This is a genomic window from Sphingobium sp. LMA1-1-1.1 (assembly GCF_040676365.1).
GTDB lineage: Bacteria > Pseudomonadota > Alphaproteobacteria > Sphingomonadales > Sphingomonadaceae > Sphingobium.
Map to the genome: position 1 here is coordinate 111,369 of NZ_JBEGHS010000056.1, position 26,379 is coordinate 137,747.

28 protein-coding genes are annotated in these 26,379 nt (G+C 64.9%); 22 read left to right on the top strand and 6 right to left on the bottom strand.

The annotated features are described in order from the left end of the window. Positions 1-309 precede the first annotated feature (309 nt). Together MRBLMA1_RS19635 and MRBLMA1_RS19640 are read left to right on the top strand one after the other, a co-directional pair. Entirely contained in the window at positions 310-687 is a 378-nt protein-coding gene (locus MRBLMA1_RS19635) for a BlaI/MecI/CopY family transcriptional regulator (protein WP_363739159.1), read from the top strand. After that, complete coding sequence (locus MRBLMA1_RS19640; RefSeq protein WP_363739161.1) at positions 684-2,189, top strand: M56 family metallopeptidase; 1,506 nt, start codon at positions 684-686, stop codon at positions 2,187-2,189. Before MRBLMA1_RS19635 ends, MRBLMA1_RS19640 begins: the two co-directional genes overlap by 4 nt. Positions 2,190-2,293: 104 nt before the next feature. Here the strand turns inward: MRBLMA1_RS19640 and hemW are convergent, their stop codons facing one another. After that, the gene (gene hemW, locus MRBLMA1_RS19645; protein WP_363739163.1) at positions 2,294-3,469 is read right to left on the bottom strand and encodes a radical SAM family heme chaperone HemW; all 1,176 of its coding nucleotides are present in this window, start codon (positions 3,467-3,469) and stop codon (positions 2,294-2,296) included. A 202-nt stretch (positions 3,470-3,671) separates the two neighbouring features. Here hemW and MRBLMA1_RS19650 point away from each other — a divergent pair, with 202 nt between their 5' ends. Continuing rightward, positions 3,672-4,205 carry a CAP domain-containing protein gene (locus tag MRBLMA1_RS19650; RefSeq protein ID WP_363739165.1) on the top strand — a complete coding sequence of 178 codons (534 nt, stop codon included), beginning with the start codon at positions 3,672-3,674 and terminating at the stop codon, positions 4,203-4,205. Between the two features lie 60 nt (positions 4,206-4,265). On the opposite strand, the gene rnhA is transcribed toward MRBLMA1_RS19650, so the two are convergent. The 3 genes from rnhA to ispH are packed head-to-tail and all read right to left on the bottom strand — an operon-like array spanning position 4,266 to position 6,638. Further along, the gene (rnhA, locus tag MRBLMA1_RS19655; RefSeq protein ID WP_133653687.1) at positions 4,266-4,712 is read right to left on the bottom strand and encodes a ribonuclease HI; all 447 of its coding nucleotides are present in this window, start codon (positions 4,710-4,712) and stop codon (positions 4,266-4,268) included. Then, positions 4,709-5,686 carry a homoserine kinase gene (gene thrB / locus MRBLMA1_RS19660; protein WP_363739168.1) on the bottom strand — a complete coding sequence of 326 codons (978 nt, stop codon included), beginning with the start codon at positions 5,684-5,686 and terminating at the stop codon, positions 4,709-4,711. Before thrB ends, rnhA begins: the two co-directional genes overlap by 4 nt. A 4-nt stretch (positions 5,687-5,690) precedes the next feature. After that, entirely contained in the window at positions 5,691-6,638 is a 948-nt protein-coding gene (gene ispH / locus MRBLMA1_RS19665) for a 4-hydroxy-3-methylbut-2-enyl diphosphate reductase (RefSeq protein ID WP_363739170.1), read from the bottom strand. A 154-nt stretch (positions 6,639-6,792) separates the two neighbouring features. Between ispH and MRBLMA1_RS19670 the strand changes: the two genes are divergently transcribed. From MRBLMA1_RS19670 to tatC, 9 genes are all read left to right on the top strand, one after another. After that, a complete protein-coding gene (locus MRBLMA1_RS19670; RefSeq protein WP_363739273.1) occupies positions 6,793-7,401 on the top strand; it encodes a hypothetical protein in 609 nt (202 codons plus the stop codon). A gap of 114 nt (positions 7,402-7,515) precedes the next feature. Continuing rightward, positions 7,516-9,243 (top strand): arginine--tRNA ligase, encoded by a 1,728-nt coding sequence (gene argS / locus MRBLMA1_RS19675; protein WP_133653690.1) that lies wholly within the window; start codon positions 7,516-7,518, stop codon positions 9,241-9,243. Positions 9,244-9,262: 19 nt separating this feature from the next. Beyond that, positions 9,263-9,979: an SPOR domain-containing protein gene (locus MRBLMA1_RS19680; protein ID WP_363739275.1), complete on the top strand. Its 717-nt coding sequence runs from the start codon at positions 9,263-9,265 to the stop codon at positions 9,977-9,979. 160 nt (positions 9,980-10,139) lie between these two features. Beyond that, positions 10,140-11,153, top strand: coding sequence for a beta-N-acetylhexosaminidase (gene nagZ / locus MRBLMA1_RS19685; protein ID WP_363739172.1), 1,014 nt, complete (start codon positions 10,140-10,142; stop codon positions 11,151-11,153). Between the two features lie 37 nt (positions 11,154-11,190). Continuing rightward, complete coding sequence (locus MRBLMA1_RS19690) at positions 11,191-11,973, top strand: segregation and condensation protein A (protein ID WP_363739277.1); 783 nt, start codon at positions 11,191-11,193, stop codon at positions 11,971-11,973. Further along, positions 11,970-12,563 (top strand): SMC-Scp complex subunit ScpB, encoded by a 594-nt coding sequence (scpB, locus tag MRBLMA1_RS19695; RefSeq protein ID WP_363739174.1) that lies wholly within the window; start codon positions 11,970-11,972, stop codon positions 12,561-12,563. Before MRBLMA1_RS19690 ends, scpB begins: the two co-directional genes overlap by 4 nt. Positions 12,564-12,692: 129 nt before the next feature. After that, on the top strand, positions 12,693-12,923 hold the full coding sequence (locus tag MRBLMA1_RS19700; protein ID WP_133653693.1) for a twin-arginine translocase TatA/TatE family subunit: 231 nt from the start codon (positions 12,693-12,695) through the stop codon (positions 12,921-12,923). 30 nt (positions 12,924-12,953) lie between these two features. Further along, positions 12,954-13,421 carry a Sec-independent protein translocase protein TatB gene (tatB, locus tag MRBLMA1_RS19705; protein ID WP_363739176.1) on the top strand — a complete coding sequence of 156 codons (468 nt, stop codon included), beginning with the start codon at positions 12,954-12,956 and terminating at the stop codon, positions 13,419-13,421. Next, entirely contained in the window at positions 13,418-14,203 is a 786-nt protein-coding gene (gene tatC, locus MRBLMA1_RS19710; RefSeq protein ID WP_363739178.1) for a twin-arginine translocase subunit TatC, read from the top strand. Before tatB ends, tatC begins: the two co-directional genes overlap by 4 nt. Positions 14,204-14,242: 39 nt before the next feature. On the opposite strand, the gene MRBLMA1_RS19715 is transcribed toward tatC, so the two are convergent. Together MRBLMA1_RS19715 and MRBLMA1_RS19720 are read right to left on the bottom strand one after the other, a co-directional pair. Continuing rightward, entirely contained in the window at positions 14,243-14,371 is a 129-nt protein-coding gene (locus MRBLMA1_RS19715) for an entericidin A/B family lipoprotein (protein ID WP_025546951.1), read from the bottom strand. A gap of 391 nt (positions 14,372-14,762) precedes the next feature. Further along, positions 14,763-15,716, bottom strand: coding sequence for a cell wall hydrolase (locus MRBLMA1_RS19720; RefSeq protein WP_414714780.1), 954 nt, complete (start codon positions 15,714-15,716; stop codon positions 14,763-14,765). A 174-nt stretch (positions 15,717-15,890) separates the two neighbouring features. Here MRBLMA1_RS19720 and MRBLMA1_RS19725 point away from each other — a divergent pair, with 174 nt between their 5' ends. The 10 genes from MRBLMA1_RS19725 to mraY all read left to right on the top strand — a co-directional run bounded on the left by MRBLMA1_RS19725 (position 15,891) and on the right by mraY (position 26,377). After that, the gene (locus MRBLMA1_RS19725; protein WP_363739281.1) at positions 15,891-16,886 is read left to right on the top strand and encodes a cysteine synthase A; all 996 of its coding nucleotides are present in this window, start codon (positions 15,891-15,893) and stop codon (positions 16,884-16,886) included. A gap of 41 nt (positions 16,887-16,927) precedes the next feature. Continuing rightward, positions 16,928-17,233, top strand: a complete 306-nt coding sequence (locus MRBLMA1_RS19730) for a hypothetical protein (protein WP_133653697.1) — start codon at positions 16,928-16,930, stop codon at positions 17,231-17,233. Positions 17,234-17,248: 15 nt separating this feature from the next. Then, positions 17,249-18,484: a Gldg family protein gene (locus MRBLMA1_RS19735; RefSeq protein WP_363739181.1), complete on the top strand. Its 1,236-nt coding sequence runs from the start codon at positions 17,249-17,251 to the stop codon at positions 18,482-18,484. 185 nt (positions 18,485-18,669) lie between these two features. Then, complete coding sequence (locus tag MRBLMA1_RS19740; protein WP_363739183.1) at positions 18,670-19,167, top strand: division/cell wall cluster transcriptional repressor MraZ; 498 nt, start codon at positions 18,670-18,672, stop codon at positions 19,165-19,167. Continuing rightward, complete coding sequence (gene rsmH, locus MRBLMA1_RS19745; protein ID WP_363739185.1) at positions 19,164-20,129, top strand: 16S rRNA (cytosine(1402)-N(4))-methyltransferase RsmH; 966 nt, start codon at positions 19,164-19,166, stop codon at positions 20,127-20,129. The genes MRBLMA1_RS19740 and rsmH overlap by 4 nt, the downstream gene beginning before the upstream one ends. Continuing rightward, positions 20,126-20,776, top strand: coding sequence for a colicin transporter (locus MRBLMA1_RS19750; RefSeq protein ID WP_363739187.1), 651 nt, complete (start codon positions 20,126-20,128; stop codon positions 20,774-20,776). The genes rsmH and MRBLMA1_RS19750 overlap by 4 nt, the downstream gene beginning before the upstream one ends. Continuing rightward, a complete protein-coding gene (locus tag MRBLMA1_RS19755) occupies positions 20,777-22,477 on the top strand; it encodes a peptidoglycan D,D-transpeptidase FtsI family protein (RefSeq protein WP_363739189.1) in 1,701 nt (566 codons plus the stop codon). Next, a complete protein-coding gene (locus MRBLMA1_RS19760; protein ID WP_363739191.1) occupies positions 22,477-23,931 on the top strand; it encodes a UDP-N-acetylmuramoyl-L-alanyl-D-glutamate--2,6-diaminopimelate ligase in 1,455 nt (484 codons plus the stop codon). The genes MRBLMA1_RS19755 and MRBLMA1_RS19760 overlap by 1 nt, the downstream gene beginning before the upstream one ends. Further along, positions 23,928-25,304: a UDP-N-acetylmuramoyl-tripeptide--D-alanyl-D-alanine ligase gene (locus MRBLMA1_RS19765; protein WP_363739193.1), complete on the top strand. Its 1,377-nt coding sequence runs from the start codon at positions 23,928-23,930 to the stop codon at positions 25,302-25,304. Before MRBLMA1_RS19760 ends, MRBLMA1_RS19765 begins: the two co-directional genes overlap by 4 nt. Then, on the top strand, positions 25,304-26,377 hold the full coding sequence (gene mraY, locus MRBLMA1_RS19770; RefSeq protein WP_133653704.1) for a phospho-N-acetylmuramoyl-pentapeptide-transferase: 1,074 nt from the start codon (positions 25,304-25,306) through the stop codon (positions 26,375-26,377). The genes MRBLMA1_RS19765 and mraY overlap by 1 nt, the downstream gene beginning before the upstream one ends. The last annotated feature ends 2 nt before the right edge of the window (positions 26,378-26,379 follow it).

A 26,379-nucleotide genomic window follows, 5' to 3' on the forward strand; every position in this document is an offset into this window, starting at 1 on the left:
GGTCCGGTCATCCGGGCCGCTTTTTTCATGCTTGTGACGCGGGTTGACGTTCGGCGTTGGGCTGGGAAAACCGGGTGGGAGGATGCGGCGGAGACTGGTGCCGCATCCTCCCGGGTAGTCGAACGATCGGGTATGAGGCTGGAAACGCAAAGCCTGTGCCAGCCAGCGGAAATCGGCCCTTAGCGCGCTGTCTGAGGGTTAATGTCCATGAAGCTGATCCATAGAATGTAAAATATGGCGACAGTCCGGGGAATGGCTTGACTACAGATGTAATCAATGCGATTACATCTGTAGTCGATTCTGGTACGGATGAACCCTGTGAGCGAGAAGATCAGCGAGGCCGAACTGGTGGTGATGGAGGCGCTGTGGGCACGCGCGCCCCAGACCGCCGCCGACGTGGCCGAGCGGGTCGCCGCCGGGCGCGAGTGGAGCGTCCAGACCGTCAAGACCCTGCTGTCCCGGCTGATGTCCAAGGATATCATTGCTGCCGATCAGGATGGCCGCCGCTTTTTATATCGCCCGCTCGTCGCGCGGGAGGAGTATGTTGCAGGCGAGTCGGGGCGGTTCGTGAACCGGCTGTTCGGCGGGCGCGTGTCGCCTCTGGTGGCGCAGCTTGCGAGCCAGGACCAGTTGACGGCGGAGGATATCGCCGAGCTTGAGGAAATCCTGAAAGGGTTGAAATCATGAGCGTCTGGATCGCAGAAACGCTGATCGCGACTACCCTGTTGATGGCGCTGGTCATGCTGCTGCGGCGACCGGTTGCGCGCTGGCTGGGTGCAAAGGCGGCCTATTGGCTTTGGCTGCTGCCGCTTGCCCGCATGACCTTGCCCGCTTTGCCGCGGGGAGTCGCCAACCCTTCGCCCTTGCAGCAGGCGGCCGATCAGGCGGGCTTGCCGACCCTGCTGGATCCGGCGCCGGTGACGCTGCCCCTTCAGTCCGGATCGGGCATTCCCTGGCTGGAGATCGCCGTTTCGCTCTGGCTGCTGGGCTTCGTCCTTTTCCTGATGGTGCAGGCGATCGGCTATGTCCGCTTCCGCCATTTCATCCTCAATGGAGCGACGCTGATCGGCGAGGAGGGTCGCATCCGCATCGTCACCAGCCCGAAGGCGGGCGGACCGCTGGCCTTCGGGCTTATCCGTCCTGTCATCGCGCTGCCCGCCGATTTCGCGCTGCGGTTCGACCCGCAGGAGCAGGCGATGGCGATCGCCCATGAGCGCGCCCATCATCAGGGCGGGGATCTGGCCGCCAACATGGTCGCATTGCTGCTGCTGGACCTGCACTGGTGCAATCCGATCGCCTGGGTCGCCTATCATGCCTATCGCGCGGATCAGGAGCAGGCTTGCGATGCGCGGGTGCTCTCGCTCCATGGCCGGGATCAGGCGCATGCCTATGGGCGCGCCATCCTGAAGGCTGCTGGGGGTCGCCGGTTCGCCGGCGCCTGCCATCTCAATCGCATAACCGCGCTGAAAGGGAGGCTGAAAATGCTGTCTGCCCATGAAATGTCGCTGTGCCGCATCAGTTGGGGCATGGCGGCGGTCGCCCTGGTGACCGCGTCGGGCCTGGCCCTGACTGCGTCCGGCACCCGGGCGGCGCGACAGGTCGCCGCGATCACCGACAAGGTGGAGTCGATGAATTTCGGCAGGCTGGCCGATCTGGTTGCCCAGCCTGCTTCCGCCAGCGAGATTGCACCATCCCAAGCGCCGAAAATCGCTGCCGCAACCCACTCGCAATCCCCTGCCGGACAAGCCGGGGAGACGGCATCGCTGCCCTCGGTTCCTCCCGCTCCTCCCGCTCCGGCTGCGCCCGTGGCCGATGTGGCGCCGCCGGTCCCGCCCGTTCCGCCGTCGCCTCCCACCGCCCTGGGCGATGAGGGCGAACGCGTCATGTCCCATGCCATGCCGAGCGAAGCGGAAATCCGCCGCAAGATACCGAATGTCGACATCGCCAATGGTTGCGAGAACGGCAAGAGCGTCAGTCGGCAGGAGACGGTGGACGCCGATGGCCGCCGCCACATCCGTGTCCGGATTTGTCAGGACCAGATAGAGGGGCAGGCCAACCGCGCTGCCCGCGCAGGATTGATCGCGGCCCGCGCCCAGATCGCGGCGGCGGCCCGGATGTCGGACAAGATCCGCGCCGAAGTCTTGCGCGATCTGGACAAGGAGATTGCGCAAATGGACGGGGAGGAGTGAGTCAGGCCTGACTGAAGCGGGGCCTGATTGGGGCAGGTGCGAAACCAGGAAGCGGAATGCGCGACCTGCATCGGATTTGACGCAGCGTGCCCCATATCCGTTGTTCAGACCGCCACAATCTCCGGCAGGATGGCGTCGAGCAGCAGCATTCCGGCCGGGTCGATGCGAAGCCGCTGCCCGTCCTGGCGGATCATGCCATGCCCCGCAATCCGCGCGATTGCGTGCCTGTCGACCAGCATGTCGATGGGCAATCCCGACAGGCGCGCGATACGATCCAGATCCACGCCTTCGGCAAGGCGCAGTCCCATCAGCAGCGCTTCCCTGGCCCGGTCGCGGCCATCAAGCGGTTCCTCGCCTTGCAGGCCGTGGCCGCTGCGCGTTACGGCGCTCATCCAGTTTTCCGGCTTCCTGTGGCGCAGCGTCGCCAGTCCGTCGCGCCGGCCATGCGCGCCGGGCCCGACGCCGACATAATCGCCATAGCGCCAATAGGTCAGGTTATGCCGGCTTTCCTGTCCGGGCCGGGCGTGGTTGCTGATCTCATAAGCCCTTATGCCAGCGGCGGCCGTCATGGCCTGCGTCTGTTCGTAAAGATCGGCGGCATGGTCCGGATCGGCCGGGTTCAGCTTGCCCTGCGCCACCAGCGTCGCGAAGCGGGTGCCCGGTTCGATGGTGAGTTGATAGAGCGAGAGGTGGTCGGTGCCGAAGGACAGTCCGCACGCCAGTTCGCTCTCCCAATCCGCCAGACTCTGATCGGGACGGGCATAGATCAGGTCGAAATTCACCCGGCCGAAGGTCGACTGGGCGACCTCCAATGCCGCCAGCCCCTCCCGCACGTCATGCGCGCGGCCGAGGAAATGCAGCGCCTCATTCTCCAGCGACTGAAGGCCCAGCGATACGCGGTTTACGCCAGCCGCCGCCAGGTCAGCGAATCGGGCGGCCTCGACCGAGCTGGGATTGGCCTCCAGCGTGATTTCGATGTCGCTTGTCGGCCGCCAATGGCGGGTCGCAGCGTCGATCAGCGCGCCGACAATGTCGGGCGGCATCAGCGATGGCGTGCCGCCGCCGAAGAAGATGGAAGAAAGCCGGCGGCCGCCGTTCAGCGCGGCTTCATGGGCCAGATCGCTCAGCAACGCCGCACGCCAGGCATCGCCGTCGATGCTGGCCCGGACATGGCTGTTAAAATCGCAATAAGGACATTTGGAAACGCAAAATGGCCAATGCACATATAAGGCTATGGGCTCATCGGCCGCATTGTCGGGACTGAGAAGGGCGGGGGACATGATTGGAGGCGTTCTTAGGCGGCTTTGGCCCGCGCGGCCAGAGCGATTTCCAAGCGATCGGAACCGATCGCTGGTCAAGAAATCGCGGAAAACAAGGAATTCAAAGCGGCGATCTGATTCAATCAGATCGAAACCCGCTCTAGCACTCCTGGGCCTGCTGGCGACAGCGGCGGCGCAGGGCGATGCGGAGCCGTCATCGGGGATGCGGCAATTGCCGCCGGCAAGGCCAGCGTCCTATTACGGGCTGGAGGAAGCGGACCGGGACGACCGCCTGATGCAGGACGTCGTGCTGGGCATGCAGAATGAAGAGCGGGAATCGCTGGGGCTTGCGCCATTGGCCTGGGACAGCGCCCTGGCCGCTGATGCGGCCCGCTATGCGCGGCAAATGGCGCAGACCAATATTTTCCGCCATTCCGCCCGTTCCAGCCGTACCATTCCGAGCGGCGAAAATCTCTGGATGGGGTCGCGCGGCCTTTATGATTATCAGCTGATGGTCGGCTCCTTCCTTGATGAGAAGCGCTGGTTCCGGCGGAGCGGCAAGCTGCCCGATGTCAGCGTCACCGGCCGATGGGAGGATGTCGGCCATTATACCCAGATCATCTGGCGCGGCACGCGCAAGGTCGGCTGCGCCCTGGCGGAGGGGCAAAGCTACGATTATCTGGTCTGCCGCTATTATCCGGCGGGCAATGTCTTCGGCCGCAATCCCCTGGACAAGGATGACGGCCTTCAATCCTGACCGGATCGCGCCCGTCGCGGGCAGCCGGGGGGTGTCAGCCGTTCGCGAAGGCCAGCCTATCTATTGACGATACTGTTCCGCCGCGGCGCAGGCGAGCTGGTCGGCCCGTTCATTTTCCGGGTGGCCGGCATGGCCCTTCACCCATTGCCAGGTCACCTTGTGGCGGGCAGCGGCCTTGACCAGTTCCTGCCAGAGTTCCGCATTTTTGACCGGCTTCCTGTCGGCTGTCTTCCAGCCGTTCTTCTGCCAGCCGAAGACCCATTTGGTGATGCCGTCCATCACATATTTGCTGTCGGTGTAAAGGGTCACCTGGCACGGGCGCTTCAGCGTTTCCAGGGCCTGCATGGCCGCCATCATCTCCATGCGGTTGTTGGTGGTCAGCGTTTCACCGCCGGAAATTTCCTTCTCCGTCTCGCCAAAGCGCAGTACCGCGCCCCAGCCGCCGGGGCCGGGATTGCCCTTGCACGCGCCGTCAGTGAAGATCTCGACCTGCGGAAGGGCGCTCATGCGCCGAGCAACATGGCCGGGTCGGCATTGGCGTAGAATTCAAGGCGACGCAGATAGGCGAGCGGATCCTTGCGCGTCACCAGCGCATCGGCCGGCGTGTTGATCCAGTCATAGGCGCGCGTCAGCAGGAAGCGGAGCGCCGCGCCGCGACAGAGAACAGGGAAAGCGTCGCGTTCGGCTTCGGTCAGGCCGTGCGTTTCGCGATAGCCGGCACCGAGCGCCGCTGCCCGATCCCCGAACCATGTCGCGCCGTCATTGCTGAACACCCAGGCGCTGTGCGTGACGGCCAGATCATAGGCGCGGATGTCGGTGCAGCTGAAATAGAAGTCGATGAGGCCCGTCACCTGGTCGCCCAGCATCAGCACATTGTCGGGAAAGAGATCGGCATGGATCACGGAGCGGGGCAGGTCTGCCGGCCAATGGGCGTCGAGAAAAGCGAGTTCCACCGCCACGCGCGCGCCCAGTCCAGGCGCGATCTGGTCGAAGTCTGCGCCGCATCTGGCGGCCAGCTCATGCCAGCCGGGGAGGTCGAGGGCATTGCGGCGGGTGCCGGCGAATCCCTCCGCCGCGCGGTGCATCTCGCCCAGCGCAGCGCCTGCCGCCCGGGCCTGGCCCACGGTCGGCTCCGTCACGGAGATGCCGGTCAGGAATTCGATCAGGCAGGCCGGGCGTCCGGCGAGCTGTTGCAGTCGCTTCCCCTGCCGATCCGCGATGAAACGGGGCACCAGGCAGCCGCGTGCGCCCAGATGGTCGAGCAGGTCCATGAAGAAGGGCAGGTCCGCCTCATCCACCCGCTTTTCATAAAGGGTGAGGATATAGCGGTGGCCCTGCCCGTCCGGGCCGGTGGTTTCGAGCAGATAATTGCTGTTTTCCACCCCTTCCGCGATACCCTTGGCGGAGACGAGGTGTCCGGCGTCGTAGCGGGTGAGGAAAGCGTCGATCTGTTCGGCGGGAACCTGGGTATAGACGGCCATGGATCTACGCGGCCTCCAGTCCGCGGGGGAGTTTGAAGGCAACGCTTTCCCGCGCGGTTTCGACCTGTTCCTCCAGCACGGAGAATCGTTCGCTGATCCGGTCGACCACTTCGCGCACCAGAACCTCGGGTGCGGAGGCGCCGGCGGTAAGGCCCAGCGTGCCGACGCCATCCAGCCAGGCGAAGTCGATGTCGTCGGCGCGCTGGATCAGTCGGGCCGGCGCCCCTTCGCGCTCGGCCACCTCCACCAGCCGCAGGGAGTTGGAACTGTTGGGCGCGCCGATCACGTACACGGCGTCGCAACGGGCGGCGATTGCCTTCACCGCGGCCTGCCGGTTGGAGGTGGCGTAGCAGATATCCTCGCCTTTGGGCGCATGGATCGCCGGGAAGCGGCGCTGGAGCGTTGCGACGATCGCTGCGGTGTCGTCCACCGACAGGGTCGTCTGCGTCAGGAAGGCGAGATTGTCCGGATCGGCAGGGGTGAAGGCTTCGGCATCCTCCACCGTTTCGATGAGGGTCATATGGCCCGGCTCGACCTGGCCGAAGGTGCCGATCACCTCCGGATGGCCCCGGTGTCCGATGAAGAGGATATGGCGCCCCACCTCCACCTGCCGTTCGGCCTGGCGATGGACCTTGCTGACGAGCGGGCAGGTGGCGTCGAGATAGTCGAGCCCGCGTTCCTCCGCCCTGGCCGGGACCGTCTTGGGCACGCCATGGGCGGAAAACACCACGGGTACGCCTTCGGGAACCTGGTCCAGTTCCTCGACGAAGATCGCACCTTTCGCCTTCAGCCCGTCGACCACATATTTGTTATGGACGATCTCATGGCGGACGTAGACAGGTGCGCCATATTTCTCGATCGCCCTTTCGACGATGACGATGGCGCGGTCGACACCGGCGCAAAAGCCCCGCGGGGCGGCGATCAGCAGCTTCATGGGCGGAAGGGCGGTCATGCCCGCCGCTTAGACCAATGCGGCTTTGGTGGAAAGCCGCTTACTTGCGGCGCTGTGCAGTTTGAGTTGCGTGGGGGACGGGCTATGGATAAGAAGCCCAACGCCTGTTCCCAAGGGATTGCCTGTGACCTTTTCTCGATTTGCGCTGACCGGAATGATCGCCATGGCCCTTGCGGGCTGTTCCCAGCGGGGCGAAATCGATCCCACGGGCGGCATCGTGGCCGTGCGCTCGGCCTGTCCCGTCGCGGCGATCCCGGCGCAGACCGGCGACGTCACGCTGTTCAACCCGGCGGGCAGCACGGATGCCCGCGCGATCGACGTGGTGGCGGAAATCACCAATCTGCGCTCGACCTGTTCGGACGGGGACCAGCTTTATACCGAGGCGACCTTCACCGTGAACGCCCGCCGCAGTGACGCGAGCGCGGCACGGCAGGTGACGCTGCCCTATTATTCCGCCGTTGTGCGGGGCGGCAACGCGGTCGTCGCCAAGCGCGTGGGCCAGGTGGTGCTCGATTTCCCGGCCGGGCAATATCGCGCCACCGCGACCGCCAAGGCGGGTTCCTATGTGAACAAGGCTGCCGCGACATTGCCTGCCGACGTCCAGCGCAAGATCACGGAAAAGCGCAAGGCCGGCGATGCCGATGCCGCGATCGACCCCTTCGCGCAGCCGGAGGTCAAGGCGGCCCTGCAGCGAACCAGTTTCGAGCTGCTCGTGGGTTTCAACCTGACCCAGGATCAGCTCCGTTACAACGCGACCCGCTAAGCTCAGTTCATTTCCCCGTTCGGGCCGAGCTTGTCGAAGCCCTTGTTTCTTCTGAAAGAGGGCGACCCTTCGACAGGCTCAGGGTGAACGGGTCCTGGTAGAAAGTTCGCCCCAGTGTCTCTTTACAACCGTTTCACCGCCCATCTCGACGCCGTGCTCGACGCGCTGGAGGCTGACGGCACGCTGCCCGCCGGTCTCAACCGCAAGCCGGTGACGGTCGAACCGCCGCGTGATCCGGGTCATGGCGACCTTGCCACCAACGCCGCCATGGTGCTCGCCAAGCCAGCCGGCAGCAATCCGCGCAGCCTGGCGGAGAAGATCGTCGCGGGGCTGGAAAAGCTGGACGAGGTCGAGGGCGCGTCCATCGCCGGACCGGGCTTCATCAACCTGAAGCTGACCGACGCCACCTGGCGCGCGGAGCTGGCCGCCATCCATGCCGAGGCGGAGGATTATGGCCGTTCCTCGACCGGGGAGGGCGTGACCGTCAACGTCGAATATGTGTCCGCCAATCCGACCGGCCCCATGCATATGGGCCATTGCCGGGGCGCGGTGGTGGGCGACGCGCTCGCCACGTTGCTGGAACATGTCGGGCACAAGGTGATCCGCGAATATTATATCAACGATGCCGGGGGGCAGGTAGACGTGCTCGCCCGGTCGGCGCATGTGCGCTACCGCGAGGCATTGGGCGAAGCGGTGGGAGAAATTCCCGAAGGCCTTTATCCCGGCGATTATCTGGTGCCGGTGGGCCAGGCGCTGGCCGCCCAATATGGCGACAGATATGTGGGCGCGCCGGAGGGCGAATGGCTGGTGCTGTTCCGCACCCAGGCCGTCGCGGCGATGATGGAGATGATCCGCAGCGACTTGGCGCTGCTGGGCATTCACCACGACATCTTCTCTTCCGAGGCCGAGTTGCAGGCAGCGGGCAAGCCCGAAGCGGCCGAAAAATGGTTGCGCGCGCATGACCTGGTCTATGACGGCGTGCTGGAAGCGCCCAAGGGCGAGACGCCCGAGGATTGGGAGCCGGTCGAGCTGCCGCTGTTCCGTTCGACGAAATTCGGAGACGACCAGGATCGCCCGATCAGGAAGTCCAACGGTAGCTGGACCTATTTCGGCGCCGACATGGCCTATCATTACCAGAAGGCGCAGACGGCTGACCAGTTGATCGACATCTGGGGCGCGGACCATGGCGGCACGGTGAAGCGCATCCAGGCGGCGGTCGCCGCGCTGACCGAGGGCAAGGCGCGCTTCGACGTCAAGCTGATCCAGATGGTGCGCCTGCTGCGCGACGGCGAGCCGGTGAAGATGTCCAAGCGGGCCGGCAATTTCGTGACGCTCGCCGATGTGGTCCGCGAAGTCGGCAAGGATGTGGTCCGCTTCACCATGCTGACCCGCAAGGCCGATGCCCAGATGGACTTCGACTTTGCCAAGGTGGTGGAGGCGTCGAAGGACAATCCCGTCTTCTACGTGCAATATGCCCACGCACGCATCAGTTCGCTGGGACGACGGGCGGAAGAGGCGGGGATCGCCCTGCCTGCGCCCGACCTGTCCCGCCTTGGGACGGAGGAATTGGGGCTGGTGAAGCTCGCCGCGCAGTTCCCGCGCGTGGTGGAAGGGGCAGCTTTGGCCCGTGAGCCGCATCGTATTGCCTTTTATCTCAATGACTTGGCATCTGCCTTCCATAGCTGGTGGAATCTCGGCAACGACAATCCGCAGGCGCGGGTCATCCTGACGGATGATCCGGCCACTACTTCCGCGCGGCTTTTCTTGAGCCGGGGAATCGGGCAGATCATCCGTAACGGGTTGGCGCTGATGGGCGTTGCGGCCCTGACCGAGATGCAATGACCGGCGGAGTTTGATCGAGATGGGCGACTATGCGCGGGGAAGGCTGGACCTGGACGATGAAGAGCGTCTGCCCTGGCTGGAGCCCGCCATCGAGGATGAGGAGGAGCAGGGGCTCTCGCCGCTGCGGCTGCTGGGCTTCATTCTCTTTGGCCTGGTGCTGATCGGCGCTGTCGTCGCGGGGGTCTGGCTGATCCAGAACCGGACCGGCGGCGCCAGGGGCGAAGGCAAGCTGATTGCCGCGCCCGCCGGGGACTACAAGATTCCCGCCAAGGAAGCCGACGCCAAGAAATTCGATGGCGAGGGCGATGCCAGCTATGCGGCGAGCGAGGGCGTGGCGCGCGACGGGCGAATCGACCCCACCCGCGTGCCGGAGGCGCCGATCGTGCCGACCGGATCGGCGGACAATGCGCGCCCCGCCGTGAAGGGCAAGCCGGCGCAAAGCGTCACGGCGCGGGTGACGGATGAGACCAGCGCCAGGCCGGCGGCAGCGGCGGCGCGGCCCGCAGGCGGCGGCATGATCCAGCTTGGCGCCTATGGGAACCAGGCGTTTGCCAAGGATGCGTGGAAGCGTTTGTCCAAGCGTTTTACCTATCTGGAGCCGTTGCCGATGTCGATCGAGCAGGCGGAAGTGGGCGGCAGCACGGTCTATCGCCTGCGCGCCGCGGCAGGCGGGCAGGCCAGTACGCTTTGCGGCAAGCTCAAGGTCGCGGGCGAAAGCTGTATGGTGGTCAATTAGGGGCGAAGGGCGATCTGGTTTGAAGGGCCCCATCGCGACCGTTTCGTTCGGCCCTGAAGCCACTGAGCTTCCTATCCCGCAACCAATATTGGGAAATCACGCCGCAAGGCCGGAATAACCCCTTCGACAGGGCTTCTTTCACCCGCTACCATCGCTTCGCATGAAACCCGTTATCTTTGGCCTTTGCGGTGAGACCCTGACATCCGACGAACGCGCCTTTTTCGCGGAGGCCGATCCGGCGGGTTACATTCTCTTCCGGCGCAATATCGTGGATCGCGCGCAGCTTCGCGCCCTGACCGACGACCTGCGCGCGCTGCATGGTCGTGACGATCTGCTCATCATGATCGATCAGGAAGGCGGCCGGGTGGCGCGGATGCAGGCACCGGTCTGGCCCAGCTTCCCTCCCGGCGCGCTGTTCGACAGGCTCTATGAGATAGCGCCGTCCAGCGCCATTGCCGCGGCCCGGGCCAATGCACGGGCCATTGCCGCGACCCTGGCGGAGGTCGGGATCACGGTCGATGCGCTGCCGTTGCTCGACGTGCGGCAGGATGGGGCGAGCGACATCATGGGTGACCGTACCCTGGGCGCAGAGCCGATGCGGGTCGCGGCCTTGGGAAGGGCCGTGATCGAAGGGCTCGCCGAGGAGGGCGTGGTCGGCATCATCAAGCACATGCCGGGTCATGGCCGCGCGATGGTCGACAGCCATCATGAACTGCCCATCGTCACGGCCGACGAGGATGCGCTGGCGATCGACCTGGCGCCCTTTCAGGCGTTGAAGGACGCGCCCATCGGAATGACGGCGCATGTCGTCTACACCGCCTGGGATCCGGATCTGCCGGCCAGCCTTTCGCCTTCCGTGATCGACACGATCATCCGTGGGCGGATCGGTTTCGACGGGCTGTTGATGTCCGACGATCTCGACATGAAGGCGCTGAAGGGCAGTATTCCCGAACTGGCGGCGGCGACGGTGGCGGCGGGTTGCGATCTTGCCCTCAACTGCTGGGGGCGGATGGACGACATGGTGGGCATTGCAGGCCTGCTGCCGGAGATCGGCGTGGAGGCCAGGGCGAGGCTGGACCGTGCGATGGCGTCGAGGCGCGCCGCGCCCGACGGTCCGCCGCTGGACGAACTGCTCGCCACTCGCGACGCGCTGCTGGCCATGGTGCCGGCGTGAAACGGTGCGCTGACGGGCGGAACGTGCCGCTTTGACGATGGAGGATTTCTTCACCCCCGCCGCAGCGCCCAGGCCGGACACGCTGACCGTCAGCTTTGAAAGCTGGGAAGGGCCGCTGGACCTGTTGCTGGCTCTGGCGCGGACGCAGAAGGTCGATCTGCGCGAGATCTCCATCCTTGCGCTGGTCGAACAATATCTTGCCCATATCGAGGGCGCGCGGAAGCTGAAGCTGGAACTGGCGGCCGACTATCTGGTGATGGCGGCTTGGCTGGCCTATCTCAAATCCTCGCTGCTGCTGCCCAGGGAGGCGCAGCCCGAACCCGGCCCCGAGGAATTGGCGCTGCGGCTGCAATTGCGGCTCCAGCGGCTTCAGGCGATGCGGGAGGCGGGTGCCCGGCTGATGGCGCGCGACCGTGTCGGCCGCGACGTGTTTGTCCGGGAAAAGCCGGAGGGCTTGCGCCTCGTCCGCAAGGCGAAATGGGCGGCCAGCCTGTTCGACCTGATCCAGTCCTACGGCCAGGTCCGCGCGCGGACGCAGCCAGTGGTGCATATGGTCGCGGTCCGGCCGGTCATGACCCTGGACGAGGCGATACAGCGTGTCGGCACCTTGGTGGGGGCGGCGATCGACTGGACCGCGCTTGAAGCCTTCCTGCCAGGCGGGCAGGATGGGCCAATGGCACGATCGGCGCTGGCCAGCAGTTTCGTCGCCGCGCTGGAACTGGCGCGGCAGGGGCGGCTCGAAATCCAGCAGGAAGGGATTTTCGAACCCATTTTCCTGCGCGCCGCCGTGCCGGAATCGACTGCGGGGCGCCTGTTGTGATCGAGGAAGAGGATGATTTCCTTCGCGCGGTGGAGGCCGTGCTGTTCGTGTCGGAACAGCCGCTGGCCCCGGCGGAGATCAGGCTGCATGTGGGAGAGGCAGGCGATCTGCCTGCCGCGCTTGCAAGCTTGAGCGCGCATTATGCCGGGCGCGGCGTCAATCTGGTCGAACGGGGCGGACGCTGGCATTTCCAGACGGCGGCCGACCTTTCCCATATTCTTCGTCGGGAAAAGGACGAGACGCGCAAGCTGTCGCGTGCCGCCATGGAAACGCTGGCGATCATCGCCTATCATGAACCCGTCAGTCGCGCCGAGATAGAGGGCATTCGCGGCGTTCAGGTGGCGAAAGGCACTCTGGACGTGCTGATGGAGGCAGGGTGGATCAGGCCCGCCGGGCGCCGGGAGGTGCCGGGACGGCCCCTGATCTACGTCACGACGGTGGAATTTCTGTCGCATTTCGGCCTTGGCAGCCGCCGGGACCTGCCCGGGATCGACGATCTGCGAGCCGCCGGCCTCCTGGATCCGGTCGATTTGGCGCTTGAGGGTCTGGGCGCCCAATCCGTTGTGGAAAATGATGAGGAAGACGCCTAGATCATGCTTGGTCCATTAGGGCCAAAACATGATCTGCGGGTTTTGTTTGCCGTGATTTCCAGGCTGTGAAATGGTTCCATTTCAGTCGAAATCACTCTAGATGAGACGCAGTTTCAGGAGTGTGTTCAAATGGGTTCCTTTTCGCTGATGCACTGGGTCATCGTTCTCCTGGTGGTCATGCTGCTGTTCGGCGGTGGCCGGATCTCCGGCTTGATGGGCGACGTTGCCAAGGGCATCAAGAGCTTCAAGAAGGGCATGGAGGAGGACGATGTCCCGACCAAGCCCGCCACGCGCATCGAGGGTCATCGCGTGCCCGAACAGGACGCGCCCACCGCAACGGAAGAAAAGACCAAGGCCTGATCTTTCCTTCTGCCGGGGCTGTAGGCACGCATGTTTGGTATCGATTCGTCTGAACTTCTGGTGATCGTCATCATCGCGGTGATCGTCATCGGTCCGAAGGACCTGCCGCGCGCGCTCTACAAGGTGGGGCAGATCGTGGGCAAGGCGCAGTCCATGGCGCGCCATTTCCGTACCGGCATCGACGCGATGGTTCGCGAGGTCGAGCTGGAGGAGCTGGAAAAGAAATGGGCCGCGCAGAACAAGCGGATCATGGATGAGCATCCGCCGGAAACCGTGCGGCCTGAAATGACTGGCTCTGAAATCACCGGGCCTGACAGCATCGGCGAAAGCGAAGCCTTGCCGGCGCCGGCCGCATCCACATCATCCGGGGACGTCCCGCCCTTCGTCGCCGAAGCTGCCCCTGCCAGTGAAGCGCCGCCCCATATCGCCCGGCCGGCCGCCGAGGGTCCGCCCTATGTCGCGCAGGAACCGGCGCGGAAGGGTGATGCGGCCGCATGAAGGATATCGACGACAGCAAGGCACCGCTGCTTGACCATCTGATCGAGCTGCGTGGACGGTTGCTCAAATGCGTCTATGCGCTGTTCATCACGGGCGCCATCTGCTTCTATTTCTCCGAACAACTGTTCGCGATCCTCGTCCATCCGCTCAAGGAAGCCTTTGGCGACGGTGGTGGGCGGCTGGTCTATACCAAGCTCTATGAGGCCTTTTTCGTTCAGGTGAAGATCGCGGTTTTCGGCGCCTTCTGCCTGTCCTTCCCGATCATCGCGAACCAGCTCTGGGCCTTTGTCGCACCGGGGCTCTACGCGAAGGAAAAAAAGGCGCTGCTGCCCTTTATTATCGCGACGCCTTTCCTGTTCGCCATGGGCGCATCGCTTGCCTATTTCGTGGTGATGCCCACGGCTTTCCACTTCTTCCTCGAATTTCAGGGGAACAGCAGTGGATTGCAGGTGGAAGCGCTGCCGAGTGCGGACAGCTATCTGGGGCTGGTGATGCAGTTCATCCTCGCCTTTGGCATCAGTTTCCTGATGCCGGTGCTGCTGATGCTGCTCAACCGGGCCGGTTTTGTCAGCCGGTCGCAACTGATCGGTTTGCGGCGCTACATGATCGTTGCGGCTTTCGTGCTTGCCGCGGTCCTGACTCCGCCCGATGTCGTTTCGCAACTCATGCTCGCTGTGCCGCTGCTGGCGCTTTACGAAATCACCATCATCGCCATCTGGTTCACTGACAGGAAGCGGGTGAAGGATATGGCTCCCGGTGAAGCAGCCGACGCAGCAAGCTGAAGGGGAAAAGGCTCGCGGCGAAGCGAGCCTTTCCAATGATCAGTTTGCGGCGTTTTCGACTGCCTGGCCGGCGCTTTGCACGTCCTTGCCGGCGCCCTCGACCGTGTTGCATGCCGCGACCATCAATGAACCTGTCAGCAAAAGCGCGGCTAATATCTTCCTGGTCATCATCATCTCCTCATGAGAGCCCTTGTCCTGCGTTGCGGGCAGGACATGGTTCAACCGGGGCTTATGCCGGTGACCAGGAAACAACCCGCCGGTCGGCAAAGCGTTCCGAAAGCGAAAATATCTCTGATATGCGTGGATTGCCCGAAAAGTTCTGAGCCCGGAACGCGTCGGGGGGGGGAGATGCGTTCCGGGCTCATGTTTTTTTGGATAGCAAGAGCGGGGGGCAAAAGATTTGCTATCCGCAGTGCAGAACCATCGGAGGCGGCATTCGGTTCCGCAGGTCGGGAAAAATGTTCGGAAATTTATTTCAAATTATTTCAAATACTTAAATGGTTTTCGCCATGGAAACCGTAAAAAATCCGGACTGCCTTGCAAAAAAAAGGTGCGGCGATCAGATCAATGGACGCCCGCTGTTGCGATATTCGGGCCTGATGCCGGATTGCGGCAGGCTGGTTCCCGGTACGGGCAGGGGCGGCGCAATCGCACTGACAGGCGGTGAAGGCGTGATGGTTGTCACCGCCGAAGCGGGCAAGGGAGCATCCGCCTTCCAGACAGAGCGAGCAGGCCCTGACTGCGTCTCCCGCCCCATATAGGCCATGCGGAAGGCGGCGGCTGTGCCGTCCGCGCCGGGCGGACGGTAGAAGATATGCGCGCCGATCACGGCTACGGGCCGCATCGCGCCGGCCCATTCCGGTCGCACGGCCAGGGTATGATAATAGGTGGCGAGGCCGACGGGCCGATAGACCATGCCCGCAAGCGCCTGGGCGGCGATGCGGCGCGCGCGGGCCCACCCAGCGGTATCCGCCACGCGCATCATGGAACCATCGCAACTGAAGGTGAACTGGCAGCGATAATCGGTGCGTTCAGATCCCTGGTAGATGACGCCGCAGACGCTTTTGGGCCAGGCGGGATTGCGGACGCGATTCAGGACGACTTGCGCCACGGCGCGCTGCCCTTCCTCCGGCTCGCTGCCCGCCTCATAATAGATGGCGGACGTCAGGCAGTTGAGCGCCCGATAGCTGTCGAGCGCCGTCAGGCCGCGAAAGGCCATGGCGGGGGCGGCCTGCACGGCGTCAAGCCCCAGCACATGCTCGCTTTGCAGCGTGGCTGCGCCGGGGACGGGATCGAAGGCGCCCTGGGCGAAGAAGAAGGCTGATCCGGGGAAATTCTCTCCGGGCTTCTCGGCAGGATCATCCTGCGCCTCGCGGGCGGCCAGCAGGTCCAGCGGCGCTGCGGTGATCAGGCGAGGCGCTGCGAGCGCGAGCAGCACAAGCATGACGGCGACGCCATGCCTTGCCGCCGTCCAAAGGCCTTTCAGACCCCATTTTTCCCTGAAAATCCGCATGCTGGCGCTCCTCATAGGGGAAAAGCCTTGCCAGTTCCTCTGCGGAATCGCGCCTGTCCCGCTCTGGGACGATGGATGATGCAAGGCTTAACGCGGGTGCCGACAATCGTGACTTTCGCGCGGTCATCAATCCGTTGCTTGGCAAGCGCGTGTCTGGTCCGCTATGCGGAGGCGATGCTGGTTCAGAAAGATAGTCTCGCCCTGATTGGCAACACGCCGTTGGTGCGTCTTGCCGGCCCGTCGAAAGAAACGGGTTGCGACATTTACGCCAAATGCGAATTCGCCAATCCGGGCGCTTCGGTGAAGGATCGCGCGGCGCTGTTCATCGTCAATGACGCCGAGGAAAAGGGGCTGTTGCAGCCCGGCGGTACGATTGTCGAAGGTACGGCGGGGAATACCGGCATCGGATTGGCGCTGGTGGCAAATGCCAAGGGCTACAGGACGATCATCGTCATGCCCGAGACGCAGAGCCGCGAAAAGATGGACACGCTGCGGGCGCTGGGGGCGGAACTGGTGACGGTGCCGGCCGCGCCCTATTCCAATCCCGGCCATTTCGTCCACACGTCCCGGCGGCTGGCGGAGGAGACCGAAGGCGCGATCTGGGCCAACCAGTTCGACAATATCGCCAATCGCAAGGCGCATATCATCGGCACGGCCGAAGAGATCTGGACGCAGATGGACGGGCAGATCGACGGCTTCACCTGCGCGGCGGGCACGGGTGGGACGATCGCCGGCGTGGGGCTGGGCCTGAAGGCGCATGACGAGAATATCACCATTGCGCTCAGCGATCCTCATGGCGCGGCGCTCTACAATTATTATGCCCATGGCGAGTTGAAGGCCGAGGGGTCTTCGGTGGCCGAGGGCATTGGGCAGGGGCGCATCACCGCCAATCTGGAAGGCGCGCCGATCGATACGCAGTTCCGCATTTCCGATGAGGAAGGGCTGCTCTGGGTGCGGCGTCTGCTGGCCGATGAAGGGCTGTGCCTGGGCCTGTCGTCGGGCATCAATGTCGCGGGCGCGGTGGCGCTTGCGAAGCAGCTTGGGCCGGGCAAGCGGATCGTCACTATTCTGTGCGATACCGGATTTCGTTACCTTTCAACGCTTTACAACCGCGAGTGGCTCGAATCGAAGGGCTTGACTGTCTTCCCCTGGCTCGCGCACACTCGTTGAGCGCCGACAAGGGTCGCGGCGGCGAGAAAAAAGAGCGCTTCATGGCTGAAACACCCCGCCAACAGGAAGGGTTGCAGCGTGTCCAGATAGGCCTGACCGGGCTTGCGGGCGTGGTGTTGCTCGTGGGTCTGGCGAATATCGTGATCGACAAGGCGCGGGTCGATGATCCGACGGTGCCGCCGCCGACCGTTCCCACGCTGGACGTGAACGCGGTGTCGCCCAAGGAGCCCCTGGCGGAACTGGGCGTGCAGCCCGCCCCGGAACAGGCGCCGATCGTGCCCGACCTGCAACCGGACCCCAATCTCAAGAAACCCATGGATCGTGAGATTCAGCCGGCTTCGCGCTGAGCCGGCGGCGTCGGCTTGAAGGCTGCCCTGCGGACATTTCTGCTTCTGCTTGCGCCGGGCCTGCTGGTGCTGCTTGGCGGGCTGGCATCGCTGTTGCGCACCGGGCAGGTCGATCCCCGCGGGTGGATGGCTCCGGCATTGCTGTTGATCCCGGCGGCGGCTCTGATCGGGAGGCGCCGAACGGAGGGCGCCGTCTGGTGGATCGGGTTGGGGACGGTTGGGATGGTGCTGTCCTGCCTGTTCCTGGCGGCCTGGCGCGTGCCGGCCTTGGTGCCGCTGACTTGGTTGCTTGCGGTGGTGCTGGTGGCCGTGATTGCAGGATTGATGTTGCGGGCTCCTGCAACGGCCGGGGCAGGGCGGATCGCCGGGGCCGGCCTGGCCTTGCTGGCCGTGGCAATGTGCTGGCTCGCCAGGGATCCCCCCGTTCAGCCAGCGACCCATCTTCCCAAAATGGCTGTGATCACCGGCCTGCCGCTTTTCTGGCGCGGCGAGGCCAAAGTGGATGCTCCCATCATTACCGTCCTTCGCCAGCGGTTCGACGTGCGGCCGCTCGATTCTCCGCTTTCGCTCGAAACCAGCGGGGCCAGGACGCTCCTGCTGGCCCAGCCGCGGGCTTTTTCAATGGCCGAACTGGTGGCGCTGAACGCCTGGATCAGCCGGGGCGGCAGGGCCTTGCTGCTGGTGGATCCTGAACTGCATTGGCCGATGGAATTGCCATTGGGTGACCGGCGGCGGCCGCCAGCCATCACCCTGCTTGGGGCGATGATCGAATATTGGGGCGTCAAACTCATGCCGCCCGAGGCGGGGGAAAAGCGCCATTTCCTGGGAGACGGCCGGGTGCTCACTTTGTATGCGGCCTCCGGTTTCAAGGATGCGGGATCCGACTGCCGCATCATCGGGCGTGGACTGGTGGCGCGCTGCGGCGTGGGCAAGGGCAGCGTGACCATGGTCGCGGACGCCGACCTTGTCGATGACCGGCTCTGGCTGGCGGATCCCGCTGCGCCGCTTGAACCGGAGCAGTGGACCGCTGATACCCCGCAATTCGTCGCGGATGCACTGGGCGCCACGCTTCCGGCCGGGCGGCGCTGGGTGCGGTCGGGCGACGCCCTGGTCACGGCCGTCCGCTGGGCGGTGATCGTCGGGATTTTCTGGGCAGCCTTGGGAACGGTGCTTTTCAGGCCGTATCGGAAGGCTCCTTCCGCCCCTTCTTCACCACAGTTTGACCAGCCAACGCTCCTCAAAGACGGTTAATTACCAGAACAAAACAGGATTTCCCGGCTTTTCCCAAAATATCCCTTTTCTTGAACCCCGTGGCTTGGTATTTGAAAGCCATAGGGGTTTGTCAGGCTTTGCTAGTCCTGTGAGCCGGTTCGCTTCCGCGCGAATTCGGCTGGCGACGGCCTGCGCCCTGCGAACAGAGGGGCAGCAGTCGAAAAGTGTCGGACGTCATTCTCTACACGGGCAACGCGTTCAGCGTCGCGGACGGCAAGGGCCGTTTCGTGCTGCCCCTGGAGATGCGCCGGCAGATCAAGCTGTCCAGCGGCAATGAAACGCGACTTTTCCTGTCGGTCCATGGCGGCAACCCCTGCGCCACGGCCTTTGGCGAATCGCATCGCCGCCACCTGTTCACCGAAGTCGAGGAACTGGCCCGCGAAGCGCGCGCCGCAGGCCGCCCCTATGATGCCGACCTGGAGCTGGAGCGCCGTCTCGGCACGATCGAGGAGGTGAACTTCGACGAAGGAGGCCGCTTTGCCATGCATCCCGACATCAAGGACGAATATGGCATCACCGACGCCGTCTTCTTCTATGGCGTGGGCCGCTACATCCAGATCTGGAAGCCGGAAACGCTGGTCGACAGCAAGGACCGGCCCGAACTGATCCGCAACAAGGTCCGGCGCTGGCTGGACCAGCGGGCGGCTGGAGGAGGCAAGTGAGCGTTTCCGCCGGCCTTGCCCAGGACCCTGACCGCCACATTCCGGTGCTCCTCGACGAAGTGCTTCGCGCCCTCGCCATCAACCCCGGCGAGGTTCATGTCGACGGCACGTTCGGCGCGGGGGGCTATTCGGCCGCCATGGTGGACAAGGGCGCGCGGGTCTTCGCGTTCGACCGCGATCCCGACGCGATTCGCGAAGGGCGGGCGCTGGCCGACGAAAAGGGCATCACCCTGATCGCCGGAGAATTTTCCCGGATGGAAGAAGCGATGGCGGAACGGGGCGTGGCGTCCGTTTCCGGTGTCACGCTGGATATCGGCGTGTCCTCCATGCAGCTCGACCGGCCGGAGCGGGGCTTTTCCTTCCAGGGTGACGGCCCGCTCGACATGACGATGAGCCAGAGCGGGATGAGTGCCGCCGATTTCCTGAACAATGCCCCTGAGCAGGAGATTGCCGACATCCTCTATCGCTATGGCGAGGAGCCGCGCTCACGCCGCGTGGCGAAGGCGATCGTCGAGGCGCGGCCGCTGGAGCGCACCGGGCAGCTTGCCGGCGTGGTGCGCAAGGCGCTCGGCCACAAGCCGCATGACAAGAAGGACCCGGCCACCCGCACCTTCCAGGCGATACGCATCCATGTGAATCGCGAGCTGGAGGAACTGGAGCGGGGGCTGGAGGCGGCCGAAGCGATGCTGGAGGAGGGCGGCCGGCTCGCGGTCGTCACCTTCCACAGCCTGGAGGACCGCATCGTCAAGCAGTTCCTGCGCAACCGCAGCGGCAGCGAGGCGAGCGGATCACGGCATCTGCCCCAGCGCCAGTCGGGGTCGGCGCCTACTTTCGAAAAGCCCGCCAAGGCGGTGCGGCCCGGCATGGCGGAACTGGCGCGCAATCCACGCTCCCGATCCGCCACGCTGCGCAGCGCCATTCGTACGTCCGCCCCTGTGGCCCCCCGGAGTTCCCGCTCATGATCGCGGTCAAGAGATTGCAGAGCCTGATCTGGATCCTTCTCGTCGCGCTGGGCGCGCTGGGCGCCTATATGGTGTCGCTGAAGGTCGCGACGGAGCGCAACGAACTGATGAAGGTGCGGACGCAGATCGCGCGGGCGAAGGCTGACATCCGCTATCTGGAGACCGAGTTCAGCGCGCGGGCGAACATGCGGCAGCTTGAGCGCTGGAACCAGGACGATTTCATGTATGCGACGCCCACCGCCCAGCAATATCTGGCGGGCGAGCGGGCGTTGGCGCATCTCGACGGGGTGCAGCCCAATGGCCCCGATTATGTGGCGCCGCCGGTGATGGTGGCGATGGTGGAGACGCCCGCCGACCTGCCGTCCGCGCCGCAGGCTGCCCCCGCCAGCCCCGCGCCGACCCAGATCCGCAGCGATATCGCCGTCATCCGGGAGGCGCATGCCGCGGACAATGTCGACAAGATCGCGAAGCCCGCCGTCAAGACCGCCAGGGAAAAGGCGAAGGAGGACGCCGACACCACCAAGCCCAATCCCGTCGTCCGCCACGCTGAGCGGATGGCGATGCTGGACGCGAAGCTGCTTGACGACAGTACGCTGGGCGACATCAGTGCCAAGGCGAAGCGCGAGCGCGCCAAGGGGGACCGCTAAATGGCGACGATCATCGTCCAGCCGGGCGGCGCGAGAGCAGGCAAGCAGCGCGTTGACCTGACGGCGATCGCGCATAACCGGTTGATGCTGCTGCTGATCCTGTTCATGGCGATCACGGCGGTATTGATCCTGCGCCTGACCTGGGTGGGGGTCTTTGCCGGCAATGGGCGTGGCGGCGACGCGATGGGCGGCCTTCCGGCGCGGGCCGACATCGTGGACCGCAACGGCGTGCCGCTGGCGCGTACCATGGACGCCTATTCGATCGCGGTGCGGCCGTCGCGACTGATCGGAGACCCCTCCGAACTGGCGCGCAAGCTGCATGAGATCTTCCCCGACGAACCGGAAAGCGCCTTCTACAAGAAGTTGACGGGCCGCGGCTGGGCTTATCTGCGTCGCCGGGCGCTGCCGGAAGAGGTGGCCGCCGTGAACGCGCTGGGCGAGATTGGCATTGAATTTCCGCGTGAGAAGGAGCGGCTCTATCCGCAGCGCACCCTGGCCGCCCATCTACTGGGGTTCGCGCCGAATGCCGACGGCAAGGGTGGCATGGGGGTGGAGGCGGCGTTCAACGACCGGCTGACCGATCCGGCGATGCGCGGCCAGCCCTTTGCCATGTCCATCGACAGCCGGGTGCAGGGCGCGCTGGAGAGCGAACTCTATGCCCAGCTCGTCCAGACCCGCGCCAAGGGGGCGGGCGGCGTGATACTGGACGCCAATACCGGCGAAGTGATCGCCATGGCGTCGATTCCCGTGTTCGATCCCAACAAGCTGCAAGATTATGCGGGCAAGAATTGCAGCGAATCGCCGCTCTGCAACCATATGGTGCAGGCCCGCTATGAACTGGGCTCGGCGTTCAAGCCGCTGTCGATCGGCGCGGCGATGGACCGTGGCATCGTCACGTCCATGTCGAAGACCTATGACGCGACGGCGCCGCTCGCCATTGCGGGTTTCCGGATCAAGGACGACCATCCGCTGGGCCGCTGGATCAACGTGCCCGAAATCCTGGTGCACAGCTCCAATATCGGGACCGCCCGGATCGCCGACCAGATGGGTGCGGAGCCTTTGCAGCATCTTTTCCGCGAGTTGCATTTCGACCAGCGCGCGCCGATCGAACTCAACGAACGGGCGGGCACGCTCTGGCCGGCCAATTGGGGGCGGATCACGACGCTCACCGTTTCCTATGGGCACGGCATCGCCGTAACGCCTTTGCATCTCGCTTCGGCTTATGCCGCCCTGGTGAATGGCGGACTTTGGCGGCCTGCTACGCTGCGGAAATTGAAGGCGGACGAGGTTCCAGAGGGCCGGCGCGTCTTTTCAGCCGCTACCAGCGCGCGCATGCGCCAGCTGTTGCGCATGATCGTGGCCGCAGGTACAGGTCGCTCCGCCGACGCCAAGGGATACCGGGTGGGCGGCAAGACAGGTTCGGCCGAAAAACCTCAGCAAGGCCGGTATAACAAGACTTCACTGGTGACGACCTTCGCTTCTGCCTTCCCTATGGACAATCCCCGCTATGTGGTCCTCGTCACCATGGACGAGGCGACGGGCCAATATGGCCTGCGCACGGCCGCCTGGACAGCGGCGCCGGTGGTGAAGCGGGTGGTGGAGCGCACCGGGCCGATGCTGGGCGTGTTGCCCGATGAGCGGCGCGACGTCGATATTTCCGATCTCATGCCGCTGCTGCACGGCGACAAGGAGAAAGAATAATGCGCCTCGGGTCGCTAATCGAGGGGCTGGATGCGAAGCTCGACATGGGAGCGTCCCTGGACGTTCCGGTGTCGGGCTTCGCAATCGATAACCGGAAGGTGGCGCCGGGCACGGTGTTCGGGGCCTTCCAGGGCGCGCGCGTCAATGGCGAGGACTTCATTCCCGCAGCCGTGCAGTCCGGGGCCGCGGCGGTCGTCGCCCGGCCGCAGGCCAAGGTCGAAGGCGCGATGCATATTGCGTCGGACAACCCCCGCCGCCTGTTCGCCCAGCTTGCCGCCCGCTATTTCGCGCCGTTTCCGGAGGTGACCGTCGCCGTCACCGGGACCAACGGCAAGACCTCAACCGTCGAACTGGCCCGGCAGCTCTGGCGGATGCTGGGACATAAATCCGCCTCCATCGGCACATTGGGCGTCACGACATCCGTGGATCAGGTGTCCACCAGGCTCACCACGCCGGACATCGTCACCTTCCTTGCCAACATGTCGGGCCTGAAGCGCGAGGGCATCAGCCATGCCGCGTTCGAAGCGTCGAGCCATGGCCTGGCCCAATATCGCACCGAAGGCCTGCCGGTTTCGGCCGCCGCCTTCACCAACCTGTCGCGTGATCATCTGGATTATCATGGCGACATGGACAGCTATTTCGAAGCCAAGATGCGCCTGTTCGATGAGGTCGTCGCGCCCGACGGCACCGCGGTCGTCTGGGCCGATGACGCATGGTCGGACAAGGTTCTCCAGCGGGCTACGAAGCGGGGGCTTCGTGTGCTGAGCGTCGGGGTGCAGGGGCAGGCATTGCGTCTTGCCAACCGCACCCCGACCCAGTTGGGCCAGGCGCTGGAAGTCGAGCTGGCCAAGGATCTTGGAGGCAAGTCCTGCAAGGTGAACCTGCCGCTGATCGGCGCCTATCAGGCGGCCAATGCGCTCACCGCCGCGGGTCTGGTGATCGCGGGCGGCGAGGATGCGGGCAAGGTGCTGGAACTGCTCGGCCGGGTGCAGCCCGTGCGCGGGCGGCTGGAGCGGGCGGTCATCACCCGCGCGGGGGCGCCGGTCTATGTCGATTATGCCCATACGCCCGATGGGCTGCGCGCCGCCATAGAGGCGCTGCGGCCGCATACGCGGGGCCGGCTGATCGCCCTGTTCGGCGCGGGCGGCGATCGCGACGCGGGCAAGCGGCCGCAAATGGGCAAGGTGGCGGCGGAACTCGCCGACCATGTGATCGTCACTGACGACAATCCCCGTTCGGAAGAGCCTTCGTCCATCCGCGCAGCCGTGATGGCGGGCGCGCCGGGGGCGGAGGAGATCGGCGGACGTCGCGCCGCCATCGCCGCCGCCATCGCGCAGGCGGGCGCGGACGATATCGTGCTCCTGGCGGGCAAGGGGCATGAACAGGGCCAGATCATCGGGGATCGGGTGCTGCCCTTCGACGATGTGACCGTGGCGCGGGAATGCGCCGGATGAGCGCACTCTGGACCTCGGAAGAGATTGCGCAGGCCACAGGGGGCGTCGCTTCGGCGCCCTTCGCCGTTTCTGGCGTGGCGTTCGACAGCCGGGAAGTAACAGGCGGCGATCTGTTCGTGGCGATGAAGGGCGAGGCGACCGATGGCCATCGCTTCGTCGACAAGGCCTTCGGTCAGGGTGCGGCGGGCGCCATCGTCAGGCAGCCGATCGCCCAGCCCCATGTGCTGGTGCCCGACAGCGCGGCGGCGCTGGAGGCGCTTGGCTGCGCCTCGCGCGCGCGGATGCAGGGCAAGGTGATCGGGGTCACCGGATCGGTGGGCAAGACCGGCACCAAGGAAGCGCTGTTTCATGCGCTCGACCGCGCCTTTCCGGGGGCGGTTCACCGGTCCATCAAGAGCTACAACAACCATGTCGGCGTGCCGCTCAGCCTGTCGCGCATGCCCCGCGAATCGGCCTTTGGCATATTCGAGATGGGCATGAACCATGCCGGTGAACTGGCGGCGCTGACCCGGCAGGTGCGGCCGCATGTCGCCATCGTCACCGCCATCGCGCCGGCCCATATCGAATTTTTCGGCACCGAGGAGAAGATCGCGGAGGCCAAGGCGGAGATTTTCGAGGGGCTTGAGCCGGGCGGCACGGCGGTCATCCCCTATGACAGCCCGCATGTCGCGACCCTCTATGCCAAGGCGGAGAAGCATGCGGCGCGCATCCTGACCTTCGGCTTCGATCCGCAGGCGGACGTGCGCGCGCGTGAAACCGTGCCTGCGGCGGGTGGCGGCACGCTGGTCACGGCGGCGCTGCCGGGCGTGGAGCTCTGCCTGACCGTGGGCGCGCCGGGCGAGCATTGGGTTTCCAATGCACTGGCGGTGCTGGCGACGGTCGAGGCGCTGGGCGGCGACCTGGCCGCGGCGGGGTTGGCGCTGGCGGAAATGCCGGGCCTGCCGGGGCGGGGGCAGAGGAGCATCCTGCCGGTCGAGGGTGGCGAGGCGTTGCTGATCGACGAAAGCTACAACGCCAATCCGTTGAGCATGGCGGCGACGCTCAAGCAATTGGGCCGCGAGCAGGCGGACCGGCGCATTGCCGTGCTGGGCGGGATGCGCGAACTGGGCGACCGCAGCCGCGAATTGCACGCCTCGCTGGTCGAGCCGCTGACCGCGGGGCAGGTGGATTATGCGGTCCTGGTGGGAGAGGAGATGGAGCCGTTGGCCCAGGCGCTGCGAGGCGCCATGCCCTTCGACCATGTCCCCGACGCCGCCAGGGCAACCGATCTGGTACGAAATGAAATACGCGCGGGCGATGCGATCCTGGTGAAGGGGTCGAACGGCATCGGCCTGTCGCGTCTCGTGGCTGCGCTACAGGAAGCGAAGAACTGATGCTCTACTGGCTTGCCCAGACAATGGATTTCGCGGGTGTGTTCAACCTCATCCGCTATTTGAGCTTTCGCGCCGGCGCGGCGATCGCCACCGCGCTGATCATCGGCCTGCTGATCGGGCCGCGCTTCATCGGATGGCTGCGCGTGCGGCAGGGCAAGGGCCAGCCGATTCGCGACGACGGCCCGCAGACCCATCTGGCCAAGCGGGGCACGCCGACCATGGGCGGGCTGATGATCCTGACGTCGGTGATGTCGTCGGTGCTGCTGTGGATGGATTTGTCGTCCATCTATGTCTGGGCTTGCCTGTTCGTGACGCTGGGCTTTGGCGCCATCGGTTTCCTCGATGATTATGACAAGGTGACCAAGGCCAGCCACAAGGGGCTTTCGGGCAAGATGCGGCTGGCGTTCGAATTTCTGATCGCTGGTTTCGCCGCCTGGCTGATCGTCAACCAGCATGGCAATACCGCGCTTTACCTGCCCTTCTACAATGGTCCGGCAATCGAGCTGGGGCCGTTCTATTTCCTCTTCGCCGCCTTCGTGATCGTGGCGTTCGGCAATGCGGTCAACCTGACCGACGGCCTGGACGGGCTTGCGACCATGCCGGTCATCATTGCCTGCATGGCGTTCATGGCGATCGTCTATCTGGTCGGGCGCGCCGACTTTGCCCATTATCTGGGCATTCCGCATGTGCCGGGGGCGGGCAATCTCACCATTCTTTGCGGAGCGATCATCGGGGCGGGGCTGGCCTTCCTCTGGTTCAACGCGCCGCCTGCCGCCGTTTTCATGGGCGATACCGGCAGCCTGGCGCTGGGCGGCACCATTGGCGTGATCGCCGTTACCGCGCATCATGAGATCGTGCTGGGCGTGATCGGCGGGCTGTTCGTGGTGGAGGCGATGTCGGTCATCATCCAGGTCTTCTTCTACAAGCGGACAGGCAAGCGGGTCTTCAAGATGGCCCCGATCCACCATCATTTCGAGCAGCTTGGCTGGGCTGAGCCGACCGTGGTGATCCGCTTCTGGATCATTTCCTTCGTGCTGGCGCTGGCCGGCCTTGCCACGCTGAAGTTGCGGTGAGC

What these genes read in the sequence shown, in the direction of transcription:
- MRBLMA1_RS19640 (WP_363739161.1), top strand. Translation starts at nt 684, where the DNA reads ATGAGCGTCTGGATCGCAGAAACGCTGATCGCGACTACCCTGTTGATG.
- thrB (WP_363739168.1), bottom strand. Translation starts at nt 5,686, where the DNA reads ATGGCCGTCTATACCCAGGTTCCCGCCGAACAGATCGACGCTTTCCTC.
- MRBLMA1_RS19650 (WP_363739165.1), top strand. Translation starts at nt 3,672, where the DNA reads ATGCGGCAATTGCCGCCGGCAAGGCCAGCGTCCTATTACGGGCTGGAG.
- MRBLMA1_RS19635 (WP_363739159.1), top strand. Translation starts at nt 310, where the DNA reads ATGAACCCTGTGAGCGAGAAGATCAGCGAGGCCGAACTGGTGGTGATG.
- MRBLMA1_RS19670 (WP_363739273.1), top strand. Translation starts at nt 6,793, where the DNA reads ATGATCGCCATGGCCCTTGCGGGCTGTTCCCAGCGGGGCGAAATCGAT.
- MRBLMA1_RS19720 (WP_414714780.1), bottom strand. Translation starts at nt 15,716, where the DNA reads ATGCGGATTTTCAGGGAAAAATGGGGTCTGAAAGGCCTTTGGACGGCG.
- rnhA (WP_133653687.1), bottom strand. Translation starts at nt 4,712, where the DNA reads ATGAGCGCCCTTCCGCAGGTCGAGATCTTCACTGACGGCGCGTGCAAG.
- ispH (WP_363739170.1), bottom strand. Translation starts at nt 6,638, where the DNA reads ATGACCGCCCTTCCGCCCATGAAGCTGCTGATCGCCGCCCCGCGGGGC.
- MRBLMA1_RS19680 (WP_363739275.1), top strand. Translation starts at nt 9,263, where the DNA reads ATGGGCGACTATGCGCGGGGAAGGCTGGACCTGGACGATGAAGAGCGT.
- MRBLMA1_RS19755 (WP_363739189.1), top strand. Translation starts at nt 20,777, where the DNA reads ATGGCGACGATCATCGTCCAGCCGGGCGGCGCGAGAGCAGGCAAGCAG.
- MRBLMA1_RS19750 (WP_363739187.1), top strand. Translation starts at nt 20,126, where the DNA reads ATGATCGCGGTCAAGAGATTGCAGAGCCTGATCTGGATCCTTCTCGTC.
- MRBLMA1_RS19715 (WP_025546951.1), bottom strand. Translation starts at nt 14,371, where the DNA reads ATGACCAGGAAGATATTAGCCGCGCTTTTGCTGACAGGTTCATTGATG.
- tatB (WP_363739176.1), top strand. Translation starts at nt 12,954, where the DNA reads ATGTTTGGTATCGATTCGTCTGAACTTCTGGTGATCGTCATCATCGCG.
- MRBLMA1_RS19760 (WP_363739191.1), top strand. Translation starts at nt 22,477, where the DNA reads ATGCGCCTCGGGTCGCTAATCGAGGGGCTGGATGCGAAGCTCGACATG.
- MRBLMA1_RS19690 (WP_363739277.1), top strand. Translation starts at nt 11,191, where the DNA reads ATGGAGGATTTCTTCACCCCCGCCGCAGCGCCCAGGCCGGACACGCTG.
- tatC (WP_363739178.1), top strand. Translation starts at nt 13,418, where the DNA reads ATGAAGGATATCGACGACAGCAAGGCACCGCTGCTTGACCATCTGATC.
- hemW (WP_363739163.1), bottom strand. Translation starts at nt 3,469, where the DNA reads ATGTCCCCCGCCCTTCTCAGTCCCGACAATGCGGCCGATGAGCCCATA.
- MRBLMA1_RS19700 (WP_133653693.1), top strand. Translation starts at nt 12,693, where the DNA reads ATGGGTTCCTTTTCGCTGATGCACTGGGTCATCGTTCTCCTGGTGGTC.
- mraY (WP_133653704.1), top strand. Translation starts at nt 25,304, where the DNA reads ATGCTCTACTGGCTTGCCCAGACAATGGATTTCGCGGGTGTGTTCAAC.
- MRBLMA1_RS19725 (WP_363739281.1), top strand. Translation starts at nt 15,891, where the DNA reads ATGCTGGTTCAGAAAGATAGTCTCGCCCTGATTGGCAACACGCCGTTG.
- nagZ (WP_363739172.1), top strand. Translation starts at nt 10,140, where the DNA reads ATGAAACCCGTTATCTTTGGCCTTTGCGGTGAGACCCTGACATCCGAC.
- MRBLMA1_RS19730 (WP_133653697.1), top strand. Translation starts at nt 16,928, where the DNA reads ATGGCTGAAACACCCCGCCAACAGGAAGGGTTGCAGCGTGTCCAGATA.
- MRBLMA1_RS19765 (WP_363739193.1), top strand. Translation starts at nt 23,928, where the DNA reads ATGAGCGCACTCTGGACCTCGGAAGAGATTGCGCAGGCCACAGGGGGC.